The 12,409-nt window shown below is 52.6% G+C and carries 11 protein-coding genes; 6 read left to right on the forward strand and 5 right to left on the reverse strand.

What is annotated here, in order from left to right:
• Nucleotides 1-27: 27 nt before the first annotated feature.
• From gyrB to dnaA, 4 genes are all read right to left on the reverse strand, one after another.
• Nucleotides 28-2,442, reverse strand: a complete 2,415-nt coding sequence (gyrB, locus tag EX31_RS05970) for a DNA topoisomerase (ATP-hydrolyzing) subunit B (RefSeq protein WP_013573355.1) — start codon at nt 2,440-2,442, stop codon at nt 28-30.
• A 19-nt stretch (nt 2,443-2,461) separates the two neighbouring features.
• Nucleotides 2,462-3,550, reverse strand: coding sequence for a DNA replication/repair protein RecF (recF, locus tag EX31_RS05975; RefSeq protein ID WP_037033875.1), 1,089 nt, complete (start codon nt 3,548-3,550; stop codon nt 2,462-2,464).
• Nucleotides 3,551-3,677: 127 nt separating this feature from the next.
• Nucleotides 3,678-4,778: a DNA polymerase III subunit beta gene (gene dnaN / locus EX31_RS05980; protein WP_013573353.1), complete on the reverse strand. Its 1,101-nt coding sequence runs from the start codon at nt 4,776-4,778 to the stop codon at nt 3,678-3,680.
• Between the two features lie 4 nt (nt 4,779-4,782).
• On the reverse strand, nt 4,783-6,174 hold the full coding sequence (dnaA, locus tag EX31_RS05985) for a chromosomal replication initiator protein DnaA (protein WP_014333276.1): 1,392 nt from the start codon (nt 6,172-6,174) through the stop codon (nt 4,783-4,785).
• Between the two features lie 686 nt (nt 6,175-6,860).
• Between dnaA and rpmH the strand changes: the two genes are divergently transcribed.
• From rpmH to mnmE, 5 genes are all read left to right on the forward strand, one after another.
• Nucleotides 6,861-7,001 carry a 50S ribosomal protein L34 gene (gene rpmH, locus EX31_RS25170; protein WP_009637487.1) on the forward strand — a complete coding sequence of 47 codons (141 nt, stop codon included), beginning with the start codon at nt 6,861-6,863 and terminating at the stop codon, nt 6,999-7,001.
• A gap of 18 nt (nt 7,002-7,019) precedes the next feature.
• A complete protein-coding gene (gene rnpA / locus EX31_RS25175; RefSeq protein ID WP_071823635.1) occupies nt 7,020-7,379 on the forward strand; it encodes a ribonuclease P protein component in 360 nt (119 codons plus the stop codon).
• Nucleotides 7,343-7,600 (forward strand): membrane protein insertion efficiency factor YidD, encoded by a 258-nt coding sequence (gene yidD / locus EX31_RS25180; protein ID WP_013577705.1) that lies wholly within the window; start codon nt 7,343-7,345, stop codon nt 7,598-7,600. Before rnpA ends, yidD begins: the two co-directional genes overlap by 37 nt.
• A 2-nt stretch (nt 7,601-7,602) precedes the next feature.
• Nucleotides 7,603-9,237, forward strand: coding sequence for a membrane protein insertase YidC (yidC, locus tag EX31_RS05995; protein ID WP_037033877.1), 1,635 nt, complete (start codon nt 7,603-7,605; stop codon nt 9,235-9,237).
• Nucleotides 9,238-9,349: 112 nt separating this feature from the next.
• Nucleotides 9,350-10,714 carry a tRNA uridine-5-carboxymethylaminomethyl(34) synthesis GTPase MnmE gene (mnmE, locus tag EX31_RS06000; protein ID WP_013577703.1) on the forward strand — a complete coding sequence of 455 codons (1,365 nt, stop codon included), beginning with the start codon at nt 9,350-9,352 and terminating at the stop codon, nt 10,712-10,714.
• A gap of 71 nt (nt 10,715-10,785) precedes the next feature.
• Here mnmE and EX31_RS06005 read toward each other — a convergent pair whose 3' ends face one another.
• Complete coding sequence (locus EX31_RS06005; protein ID WP_037033878.1) at nt 10,786-11,385, reverse strand: short chain dehydrogenase; 600 nt, start codon at nt 11,383-11,385, stop codon at nt 10,786-10,788.
• Nucleotides 11,386-11,485: 100 nt separating this feature from the next.
• Here EX31_RS06005 and EX31_RS06010 point away from each other — a divergent pair, with 100 nt between their 5' ends.
• Nucleotides 11,486-12,373 carry a LysR family transcriptional regulator gene (locus EX31_RS06010; RefSeq protein WP_037033879.1) on the forward strand — a complete coding sequence of 296 codons (888 nt, stop codon included), beginning with the start codon at nt 11,486-11,488 and terminating at the stop codon, nt 12,371-12,373.
• Nucleotides 12,374-12,409: the final 36 nt, after the last annotated feature.

Consider the following 12,409-nt stretch of genomic DNA (forward strand, 5'->3'; position numbering starts at 1 on the left):
CGGACTCTTTATCAGCTCACGCCATTATCAGATATCGATATTGGCCGCTTTCAGGGCATTCTCTTCGATGAAGGCGCGACGCGGTTCAACCGCATCGCCCATCAGCGTAGTGAACAACTGGTCAGCAGCGATGGCATCTTTCACGGTCACACGTAACATGCGACGTTGTTCAGGATCCATGGTGGTTTCCCACAGCTGATCAGGGTTCATTTCGCCCAGACCTTTGTATCGCTGAATCGACAGACCACGACGGGACTCTTTCACCAGCCATTCCAGCGCCTGCTCGAAGCTGGTCACTGGCTGACGGCGTTCGCCACGTTCGATGAAGGCATCTTCTTCGATCAGGCCGCGCAGCTGTTCGCCCAGCGCACAGATTTTGCGGTATTCGCCACCCTGAATGAAGTCTGCATCGAGATCGTAATCCGTATCAACACCGTGTGTACGGATACGCAGAACCGGTTCGAAAAGCTGATGTTCACGGTTTTCACGCACGATCGCGCTGTAAGAACTGCCGTGCTGCTCTTTCTCATTGAGACGCGCGACCAGCGATTCTATCCAGGTCTGAACTTTCGCCTGATCGGTCAGATCTGACCCCGGCAGGGTCGGCTGATAGATCAGGTTGTTCAGCAGCGCACGCGGATAACGACGTTCCATGCGGCCAATCATTTTCTGCACGCTGTGATGTTCAGCCACCAGTTTCTCCAGCGGTTCACCCGCCAGGGCTGGTGCATGGGCGTTGGCGTGTAACGTTGCCCCGTCCATCGCAATGGAAATCTGATACTGATCCATCGCTTCATCATCTTTAATGTACTGTTCCTGCTTGCCTTTTTTGACTTTGTACAATGGAGGCTGTGCGATAAACACGTGGCCACGCTCGACAATTTCAGGCATCTGACGGTAGAAGAACGTCAGCAACAGGGTACGGATGTGTGAACCATCGACGTCGGCATCGGTCATGATGATGATGCTGTGATAGCGCAGTTTGTCCGGGTTGTACTCGTCACGGCCAATGCCGCAACCGAGCGCAGTAATCAGTGTTGCCACTTCCTGAGAAGAGAGCATTTTGTCGAAGCGCGCTTTTTCTACGTTGAGGATTTTACCTTTCAACGGCAGAATCGCCTGGTTCTTACGGTTACGGCCTTGTTTTGCTGAGCCGCCCGCAGAGTCCCCTTCCACTAAGTACAGTTCGGAATGTGCCGGGTCACGTTCCTGACAGTCCGCCAGTTTGCCTGGCAAGCCAGCCAGGTCCAGCGCACCTTTACGGCGGGTCATTTCACGGGCTTTACGGGCTGCTTCACGGGCACGCGCAGCGTCGATGATTTTCCCCACAACGATTTTGGCGTCTGACGGATTTTCCATCAGGTAATCCACCAGCTTCTCGTTCATCAGCGTTTCAACGGCCGTTTTCACTTCAGAAGAAACCAGTTTGTCTTTGGTTTGTGAAGAGAACTTAGGATCCGGTACCTTCACAGACACCACAGCAATCAGACCTTCACGGGCATCGTCACCGGTGGCGCTGATTTTGGATTTCTTGCTGTAACCTTCTTTATCCATGTAAGCGTTCAGGGTACGGGTCATTGCCGAACGGAAACCGGCTAAGTGAGTCCCGCCATCGCGCTGTGGAATATTGTTGGTGAAGCAGTAAATGTTTTCCTGGAAACCATCATTCCACTGCAACGCAACCTCAACGCCAATATCGTCCTTCATCGTAGAGAAATAGAATACGGTCGGATGGATTGGGGTTTTGTTTTTGTTCAGGTATTCCACGAAGGCTTTGATACCGCCTTCATAATGGAAGTGATCATTCTTACCATCACGTTTATCCAGCAGACGAATTGCCACGCCGGAGTTCAGGAATGACAGTTCACGCAGGCGTTTCGCCAGAATCTCATACTCGAATTCTGTGTGATTGGTGAAGGTGTTGAAGCTCGGCCAGAAACGTACCGTGGTACCGGTTACGTCAGTATCGCCGATCACTTTCAGCGGATCCTGCGGCTCGCCGTGCACGTAAGTCTGAGTGTGCACTTTGCCTTCACGGCGGATAACCAGTTCCAGTTTTTCCGACAAGGCATTAACGACGGAAACACCTACGCCATGCAGACCGCCGGAGACTTTATACGAGTTATCGTCGAATTTACCACCAGCATGAAGAACGGTCATAATGACCTGAGCAGCAGAAACGCCCTCTTCTTCATGAATGCCGGTCGGAATACCACGGCCATCATCCTGTACGGAAACAGAGTTATCCGCATGGATCGTGACCTGAATCTCTTTACAGTGGCCCGCGAGGGCTTCGTCGATAGCGTTGTCCACAACCTCGAATACCATGTGGTGCAGACCAGTGCCGTCATCGGTATCGCCGATATACATGCCGGGGCGCTTACGCACCGCGTCCAGCCCTTTTAATACCTTGATACTTGAGGAGTCATAAGAATTCGACATCAACGTTTCTCGCTCATTTTTAGTCCTGTGATAGAACGGCTATTTTACCTTGTTCCACGCGGAACATCTTGCCCTTTTCACCCATCATGTCGGTCACTTGCTCAGCGCTTATCGCACTGACAAAAACCTGTGCCTGGGTGGCTTTCAGGCGATCAGCCAGCAACCGACGTCGGTCGGTGTCCAGCTCAGAGGCAAAATCGTCAAGAAGATACAGGCAACGCCGCCCGCTCTGTCGGGTGAGAAACTCACCCTGCGCCAGTCTCAGCGCACACATCAGTAACTTCAACTGCCCACGGGACAGTAAATCTTCCACCGGCGTGCCGTCGGCACGAATGCGGAAATCCGCTTTATGCGGGCCTGATGCGGTATAGGTTAAGGCTCTGTCGCGTTCAAAATTACGCTCCAGCAACTCGCCGTACTCCGTCTCCTTATCCCATCCACGCTGGAAAGAAAAACTGAGGGCGAATTCGGGCAGGAATTGCGCGCAGGTCGCGCTGATATCAGCCGCGATCGCGTCGCTGTAAGCTGCCCGCCATTCGCTAATGCGCCCGGCTAACGGGATCAGTTCCTGATCCCAGGCACGAATTTGCGCATAACGACTCACCTGTCGCAGCGCGGCGTTGCGCTGCTTGAGTAACCGTCGCAGGTTGCTCCAGGCGATAAAAAAACCGGGGTCGTGATGAAAACAACCCCAGTCAATAAATGCCCGCCGGTACTTCGGCCCGCCGTTGAGCAGGGTGAAGCCTTCGGGTGTGATCAGTTGCATCGGCAGCATCTGTGCCAGTTCAGACACTTTGTGGCCATCACTGCCATCAATGCGTACTTTACTGTCGCCCTGACGGCTTTTGCTCAGACCAATCGACAATTCACGATCACCGCCGTCATCCACACGCGCATGGAGAACAAACTCCGGCTGATCGTGACGAATCACGCGCCCGGCCTGCAAACTGCGAAAAGCGCGGCCATGCCCCAGCGTATAGACCGCTTCGAGCACACTGGTTTTACCGCTACCATTGGGACCGACCAGAAAGTTAAAACCGGGCGACGGATCTAAATCTGCCGCCTCGATGTTGCGGAAATCTTTTATCAGTAAGCGCGTTAAGGCCATCTACTATCCATTCCAGGGCATCATCGTCGCAGTCAGTTTGCGTGCAGCTACAGTAAGCGGAGCATACTCAGGTGCGTGGGCATTGCGAACACTGCCCCATCGCAAAATGACAAGTCAGATAGCCCGATTACAGCCGCATTGGCATAACGACATACGCCGCCGACTGACTGGCTGCGTCTTCGATCTGCACGCTGGAAACAGAGTCCGTCAGCAACAGATTAACGTCTTCGCACTTGAGTGCATTGAGCACATCCAGTACGTAACTGACGTTGAAACCGATTTCCATTTCGGTGCCTTCGTAACCGACATCCAGAATTTCTTCTGCTTCTTCCTGTTCCGGGTTATTCGCGGTGATTTTCAGCTGGTTATGGCTGACATACAAACGCACGCCGCGGAATTTTTCATTGGACAGGATCGCGGCACGGGCAAACGCCTGCTTGAGCAAATCGCAGCCTGCCTGCAGCGTTTTGTCCGGATTTTTCGGCAATACGCGGCGATAGTCAGGGAAACGACCGTCAACCAGTTTAGAGGTAAAGATGAAGTCGCCGACGTGAGCACGGATATTGTTGCTGCCGATTTGCAGCTGCAATGTGGTGTCACCGCCATCAAGCAGACGCACCAGTTCCATCACGCCTTTACGCGGCACGATCACCGAATGCGACGGCAGAGACTGGCCGATTGGCATAGAACATACCGCCAGGCGGTGACCGTCGGTCGCGACAGTACGCAGTTCTTCACCTTCGGTTTCGAACAGCATGCCGTTTAAATAATAACGAACGTCCTGATGGGCCATAGAAAACTGCGTGGCTTCGATCAGACGTTTCAACGTGGCCTGCGGCAGGGTGAATTCTACTTCGCTTTGCCAGTCGTCGAGATTAGGGAAATCTGTCGCCGGTAAGGTCGACAGCGAGAAACGGCTGCGGCCTGATTTTACCAGCATGCGGTCGCCGTCGAGCGCGACGGAAATTTCCGCGCCTTCCGGCAATCCACGGCAGATATCAAAGAATTTACGCGCCGGCACCGTGGTGGCACCCGCTTCATGTGGCTGAGACAGCGCAACTTTCGCCACCATCTCCATTTCCAAATCCGTCCCGGTCAGCGACAGCGCGCCATCCGTCACCTGTAATAACAGGTTACCCAGAATAGGCAACGTTGGTCGTCCACCCAGCGGACTACTGACCTGTTGCAGTGGTTTCAGCAAATGCTCACGTTCAACAATAAATTTCATAGCGCTAGGAAGATAATGTTCTGATTAAGTTGGAGAAATCTTCTTTGATGTCGTGACTTTCTTCACGCAACTGCTCGATTTTACGGCAGGCGTGCAACACCGTGGTATGGTCCCGACCACCGAACGCATCGCCGATTTCTGGCAGGCTGTGGTTGGTCAGCTCTTTCGCCAGCGCCATCGCCATCTGGCGTGGGCGGGCTACCGAACGGGAGCGCCGTTTGGAAAGCAGGTCAGCGACCTTGATTTTATAATATTCGGCCACTGTTTTCTGAATATTATCGATAGTGACCAGCTTCTCCTGAAGCGCTAATAAATCGCGCAACGCTTCACGAACGAAGTCGATAGTGATCGCACGGCCGGTAAAGTTGGCGTTGGCAATCACACGGTTCAGTGCGCCTTCAAGCTCACGCACATTCGATCGCAGACGTTTAGCAATAAAGAAGGCAACTTCGCCCGGCAGACGAATATCGTTTTCGTCCGCCTTTTTCATCAGGATCGCCACGCGGGTTTCTAATTCAGGCGGCTCGATAGCCACCGTCAGACCCCAGCCGAAACGCGATTTCAGACGATCTTCAACACCGTTGATCTCTTTTGGATAACGATCCGAGGTCAGGATGATCTGCTGATTACCTTCCAGCAGGGCATTAAAGGTGTGGAAGAACTCTTCCTGCGAACGTTCTTTATTAGCAAAGAATTGAATGTCATCGATGAGCAACGCATCAACAGAACGGTAGTAACGTTTGAACTCTTCGATGGCGTTGTTTTGCAGGGCTTTGACCATGTCCTGTACAAAACGCTCGGAGTGCATGTACACCACTTTGGCATTGGCTTTACGCGCCATGATACCGTTACCGACGGCGTGCAATAAGTGGGTTTTACCCAGACCGGTGCCACCATAAAGGAAAAGCGGGTTGTACGCGCCACCCGGATTATCCGCCACCTGACGCGCCGCCGCGCGAGCCAGTTGGTTAGATTTACCTTCTACGAAGTTATCAAAGGTATGTTTCGGGTTGACGTTAGAGCGATAAGACAGCTCAGGCTGAGCCGGTGAGCTGTCCCAGCTTGGACGGGAAGGAGCCAGACGCGGAATGGCAGGCGCAGCCTGTGAACTGACGCTGGCCGCAACAGGCTGGCTGACGCGTTGGATCACCGGCTTGCTGCCGACTTCAAAACGCAGCAACGGTGCATCCGTGCCACAGAAATCGTTAAGCAAGCCGTTAATATTATTTAGGTATTTGTCACGAACCCAATCCAGAACAAAACGATTCGGGGCATACAGCGCCAGCGTATTGTCGTTGAGTTCCGCCTGCAGGGGGCGTATCCACATACTGAATTCTGTGGCAGGTAGTTCATCCTGCAAACGGGCAAGACATTGCTGCCAAAGCGAAAGTGACACGGCGGACTCCACTCGAACAAGTATCAAAAAAGAAAAGGATCAGGATATTTTTTAAATCATGATTTTTGGCACACGTTCCGCCCGCTAATGGGGGAAAATTTCTCTCACCACCCTGTCAGTGGCGTAAAGTCACGTGCGAACCGCTTTTTGCGGTTTTTGTCGACAGCATCCCAGCCGGGATCGCGATCGGAATGGCGGATCATAACGCAATCCGGCCCAGAGATCCTCCCCTTCCTGACAGATTAGATCCTTTTTATCCACAGGCAGCAATCGGCAAGTGGGTAAGCTTAGCCGATCCTTTTAAAATTAGGCGATGTAATCATCACTCTGGTGAAAAAATAGGAGTCCGCTGAGTTAAATTTCATCATACTGCGAGAAAGATCGCACGCCTGTGGATAAGGATCAGGCGAGGATCCTTGCGATTTGCGGCAGAGTCCGTATAATCTTCAGCCCTACGTGTGAAGCCTGTGTTCCTGATGGTCATAACCAGATGGATATTGCGGTGTGACCACGGGCAATTCTGGTAAACACTTGAACCATTTCTGGCAATGTAAATTGACTCAGGACTGTACAGTTATTACAATCCCGCTTCTTTATATGTTGCGACAAAGGCACCGGTCGTTTTTTCGCCGAAATGTCTTCGCGTTTACTGATCAGTAATAATTTAAGTTTAGGTAGAAATCGCCATGAAACGCACTTTCCAACCGTCCGTATTGAAGCGCAACCGTAGCCACGGCTTCCGTGCTCGTATGGCCACCAAAAATGGTCGTCAGGTTCTGGCTCGCCGTCGTGCGAAAGGCCGTACCCGTCTGTCAGCTTCTAAGTAATAAAAGCTAACCTATTTAGTGGTTAAGCTCGCTTTTCCCAGGGAGTTACGTTTGTTAACTCCCCGTCATTTCACTTTCGTCTTCCAGCAGCCACAACGGGCTGGCACGCCGCAAATCACTATACTCGGCCGCCTGAACGAGCTGGGGCATCCCCGCATCGGTCTCACCGTCGCAAAAAAACACGTCAAACGCGCACATGAACGCAATCGGATCAAACGCCTTACCCGCGAAAGTTTCCGGTTGAATCAGCATACGCTGCCGTCGATGGATTTTGTGGTAGTAGCCAAAAAGGGTGTCGCCGATTTAGATAATCGCGCGCTGACGGAAGCGTTGGAGAAATTATGGCGTCGACATTGCCGACAGGCTCCCGCATCCTGATAAAGCTGATACGTGGTTATCAGCTATTCATCAGTCCGTTGCTCGGGCCGCATTGCCGCTTTCGACCAACCTGCTCTCAATACAGTATTGAAGCAATTGGTCGTTTTGGCATGTTAAAAGGCAGTTGGTTGACTTTGAAACGCGTATTAAAATGCCATCCTTTGAACCCAGGTGGTGATGACCCCGTACCGCCGAAAACCGACAATAACAGAGAACACTAACGATGGATTCGCAACGCAATCTTTTCCTCATCGCTCTGCTGTTCGTGTCTTTCATGATCTGGCAGGCATGGCAAACGGACCACGCTCCGCAACCGGCCAACCAGACCACGCAACAGACTGCGAACACTGCAAACGGTGATGCTACTAATCAGGCTGTTCCTGATAGCGGACAGGGCAAATTAATTACAGTTAACAGTGATGTGCTGTCATTAACGATCAACACCCGTGGTGGCGACATTGAGCAGGCTCTGCTGAAGGCTTACCCAACGACTTTGGGCTCTGACCAGCCTTTCCAGTTACTGGAAACTACTCCTAATTTCCTCTATCAGGCACAAAGTGGTCTGACAGGTAAAAACGGTCCAGACAATCCGGCTAACGGTGAACGCCCTCTGTTCAAGGCGAGCTCCGATACCTTCACAATGGCTGAAGGCCAGTCTGAACTGCGCATTCCAATGACTTACACGGCGGCGAACGGTGCGATTTACACCAAAACCTTCGTGATCAAACGTGGTTCTTACGCGGTAAACGTTGAATACAACATCAACAACACCACGCCTGCCCCGCTTGAACTGACTATGTTCGGTCAGCTGAAACAAACCACCGAATTACCTAAGCACCGTGATACCGGCAGCAATAACTTTGCTCTGCACACGTTCCGCGGCGCGGCATATTCCTCAAGTGATGACAAATATCAGAAGTATGCGTTCGATAAGAGCGAAGCACTGAATGTCACGACTCAGGGTGGTTGGGTTGCGATGTTGCAGCAGTACTTTGCAACGGCGTGGATCCCATCAGCGAAAGACACCAACACCTTCTTCACCACCACCAATAACGGTATTTCAACGATTGGCTTTAAAGGCACACCGTTTACCGTTGCACCGGGTGCACAGCAACAAGTTGCTTCTATCCTGTGGGTTGGTCCGGAAATTCAGGACAAGATGGCAGCTATCGCGCCACACCTTGATCTGACGGTTGACTACGGTTGGTTATGGTTCATCTCTCAGCCACTGTTCAAACTGTTGAAATTCATTCAAGGGTTTGTCGGTAACTGGGGCTTCTCGATCATCGTTATCACCTTTATTGTTCGCGGTATCATGTATCCACTGACCCGCGCACAGTACACGTCGATGGCGAAAATGCGTATGTTGCAGCCGAAACTGGCCGCCATGCGTGAACGTATCGGTGATGACAAACAGCGCATGAGTCAGGAAATGATGGCGCTGTATAAGTCTGAGAAAGTGAACCCGCTGGGTGGCTGTCTGCCGCTGGTTATTCAGATGCCAATCTTCCTGGCACTGTATTACATGCTGTCTGGTTCCATTGAATTGCGTCATGCGCCATTCATCCTGTGGATCCATGACTTGTCAGCACAAGACCCGTACTACATTCTGCCGGTTCTGATGGGTATCACGATGTTCTTCATCCAGAAGATGTCGCCGACCACCGTCACTGACCCGATGCAGCAGAAGATCATGACCTTCATGCCGGTCATCTTCACCGTGTTCTTCCTGTGGTTCCCGTCTGGCCTGGTGGTGTACTACATCGTCAGTAACCTGGTCACCATTCTCCAGCAGCAGCTGATTTATCGCGGGCTGGAAAAACGTGGCCTGCACAGCCGCGACAAGAAAAAGTCATAAGTGAATGTCAGGACGGCTTTCGTCCTGACCGCTAAACTTGATGATAAAAAAGAAAGGCGATCATTTGATCGCCTTTTGCATATCCGTAAAAAGACCAACAGAGATCATTGCTATGAGCACCTCAGATACCATTATTGCCCAGGCAACCCCACCCGGCCGCGGTGGTGTGGGCATTTTGCGCATTTCCGGCCGTGCGGCGCGTGATGTGGCACAGGCTGTCTTAGGTAAACTGCCCAAGCCGCGTTATGCCGATTATCTGCCGTTTCAGGATGCTGATGGCAGCACGCTGGATCAGGGCATCGCGTTGTGGTTCCCCGGCCCGAATTCCTTTACCGGCGAAGACGTGCTTGAGCTGCAAGGCCACGGCGGGCCGGTGATCCTGGATTTGCTGCTTAAACGCATTATCGCTCTGGAAAACGTGCGAATTGCGCGTCCGGGCGAATTCTCTGAACGGGCTTTCCTCAACGATAAACTCGACCTGGCGCAGGCTGAAGCGATTGCTGATCTTATCGACGCCAGCTCTGAGCAGGCCGCACGTTCAGCGGTTAACTCCTTACAGGGCGCTTTCTCGAACCGTATTCATCATCTGGTGGAAGCACTCACTCACCTGCGGATCTTTGTCGAAGCGGCTATCGACTTCCCCGATGAGGAAATCGACTTCCTGTCCGACGGTAAAATAGAAGCCAAACTCAATACGGTGATGGGCGATCTCGATGCCGTGCGGGCCGAAGCACGTCAGGGCAGCCTGCTGCGTGAAGGGATGAAAGTGGTGATTGCCGGGCGTCCGAACGCCGGTAAATCCAGCCTGCTGAACGCGCTGGCCGGTCGTGAAGCGGCGATCGTTACCGATATCGCGGGCACCACGCGAGACGTTTTACGCGAACATATCCACCTTGATGGCATGCCGTTGCACATCATCGACACCGCCGGGTTACGTGAAGCCAGCGACGAAGTTGAGCGCATTGGTATCGAACGTGCCTGGAATGAGATTGAACAGGCGGACTTAGTGCTGTTTATGGTCGACGGTACAACAACGGAAGCAACCGAGCCTGCGGACATCTGGCCCGAATTTATGGCCCGCCTGCCCGCGAGTTTACCTATTGTCGTTGTACGCAATAAAGCGGATATCACCGGCGAAGCGCTGGGACAAACGGAAGTGAATGGTCACTCACTTATTCGCCTTTCTGCCCGCACCGGCGATGGCGTTGATCTGCTGCGCGATCATCTGAAACAGGTGATGGGCTTCAATCACAATATGGAAGGCGGATTCCTTGCCCGTCGCCGTCACCTGCAGGCGCTGGAACAGGCCGCACAGCATCTGGTTCAGGGTAAAGATCAACTGCTTGGCGCATGGGCGGGTGAACTGCTGGCGGAAGAACTGCGTCTGGCCCAGCAATCGCTGAGCGAAATCACCGGTGAATTTACATCGGATGATTTACTGGGGCGTATCTTCTCGAGTTTCTGTATCGGTAAATAAGCCGCTGTTCGCAGCGAACAAAACCCACATTGGAAAATGTGGGTTTTTTATTTTATTCAAAGAATTACGCCTTACCAGACTTTATAAACGCGTCCGGTCTGCGCCCCTTCCACGCTGCGACGATACGCTTTCGTCACGCGCGCTGCCGGTGCAGCCTCAAAGCCCGGGAAGAACGGGCCGTAAGCTTTCAGCGACTCTTCTACTACGGTCGGGCTGACCACATTGATACGAATACCCCGTGGCAGTTCAATCGCCGCGCCCCGGACAAAGCCTTCGACGGCGGCATTTACCGTGGTGGCGTTTGTCCCCTGACGGATAGGTTCATCAGCAATGATCCCGCTGGTCAGCGTGATGGAACCGCCATCGTTAAGGAATGACTGACCGATCAGCGCAATGCGCACCTGGCCAAGCAGTTTATTCTGCAAACCAATATTGAACTGTGCTGCGGTCATCTCCACCAGCGGGCCAAAGCGCAGGCTGCCGGTAGTAGCAATAATCGCATCAACTTTTCCCGTACTCTGGAAAAGCGCTTTTACGCTGTTTTCATCGGTAATATCGACCTGAAAATCGCCGCGGGTTTTGCCTGCGGTGACAATTTCATGGTCTGCGCTAAGCTCTTGAATCACGGCTTTACCCAATGTACCTGTCCCGCCAATCACTAAAATTTTCATCAGATATTCCTCAACGTTGTTTACAGGACCATCTTTCACCAAACTCAGGGTTAGATATAGACTCATATTCTTCGTTCTGTTCTAACTCAGGGTTTGTAATGTGGATAAGTTGCGGAATATCGAAGTCTTTGTCAGCGTAGTCGAAACCGGAAATTTCAGTGCTGCGGCAGAAAAACTGGGGATCTCGGCGGTGATGGTCGGTAAACACATTCAGCAACTGGAAAAGCATCTGAATGCCCGCCTGTTGCAACGCACCACACGCAAGCAAAGCCTGACGGATGCCGGTGAAGTGTTTTACGAGAACGGAAAACGGGTGCTGGAGCAGATGAAATTCACCGAAAGCGCGATGGAAAGCCTGCAAAGCGTGCCGACCGGACTGCTGCGGGTCAGCGCACCCGTATCCCTCGGCTCCAGCGTGGTGGCGCCGATGCTGGCCCGCTATCTGCAAAAACACCCGAAAGTAAACGTGGAACTGATACTGAGCAACGCCAGGGTGGATTTGATCGCGGAGGGTTTTGACGCCGCGATCCGCATCGGTGAAATTGGCGATGACCGGCTGGTCGCCAAACCGCTGAACCCTTATGAAATGGTGATCTGCGCTTCTGCAGATTATTTACAGCGTTTCGGCACGCCCGCGACGCCGGAAGATCTGAAAACGCACCCGTGCCTGGTGCATACCGTCTGGAATCAGAGCGAAGGCTGGCATCTGGCGAATGCAGAGCGCACCACGTCAGCGTGGCCGGTTAACAGCCGCTATGTGTCCAACGACGGTCATGCGCTGCGCGCCGCCGCACTGGAAGGCGCCGGTTTGTTGCTGCAACCCAAAGTGTTACTGGCCGAAGATATCGCCAGCGGAAAACTGATCCCGGTACTTGAGTCTTTTATCCCGAAACCCCGGGCAGTGCATCTGGTTTATCTGCCCGATTTCAGGCCGCGCGCCAAACTGACCAGCCTGATTAACTTCATGACTGAACACGCCTTTTACTGAGCATTACGCAAAATAAAAAACGGTAAGTGATCGCTC

Source organism: Rahnella sp. WP5 (genome assembly GCF_000745615.1).
Taxonomy (GTDB): domain Bacteria; phylum Pseudomonadota; class Gammaproteobacteria; order Enterobacterales; family Enterobacteriaceae; genus Rahnella; species Rahnella aceris.

Excerpts from the sequence above, each read along its gene's own strand:
- gyrB (WP_013573355.1), bottom strand. The coding sequence starts at position 2,442 with ATGTCGAATTCTTATGACTCCTCAAGTATCAAGGTATTAAAAGGGCTG.
- mnmE (WP_013577703.1), top strand. The coding sequence starts at position 9,350 with ATGAGCACCTCAGATACCATTATTGCCCAGGCAACCCCACCCGGCCGC.
- recF (WP_037033875.1), bottom strand. The coding sequence starts at position 3,550 with ATGGCCTTAACGCGCTTACTGATAAAAGATTTCCGCAACATCGAGGCG.
- rpmH (WP_009637487.1), top strand. The coding sequence starts at position 6,861 with ATGAAACGCACTTTCCAACCGTCCGTATTGAAGCGCAACCGTAGCCAC.
- dnaN (WP_013573353.1), bottom strand. The coding sequence starts at position 4,778 with ATGAAATTTATTGTTGAACGTGAGCATTTGCTGAAACCACTGCAACAG.
- EX31_RS06005 (WP_037033878.1), bottom strand. The coding sequence starts at position 11,385 with ATGAAAATTTTAGTGATTGGCGGGACAGGTACATTGGGTAAAGCCGTG.
- yidD (WP_013577705.1), top strand. The coding sequence starts at position 7,343 with ATGGCGTCGACATTGCCGACAGGCTCCCGCATCCTGATAAAGCTGATA.
- yidC (WP_037033877.1), top strand. The coding sequence starts at position 7,603 with ATGGATTCGCAACGCAATCTTTTCCTCATCGCTCTGCTGTTCGTGTCT.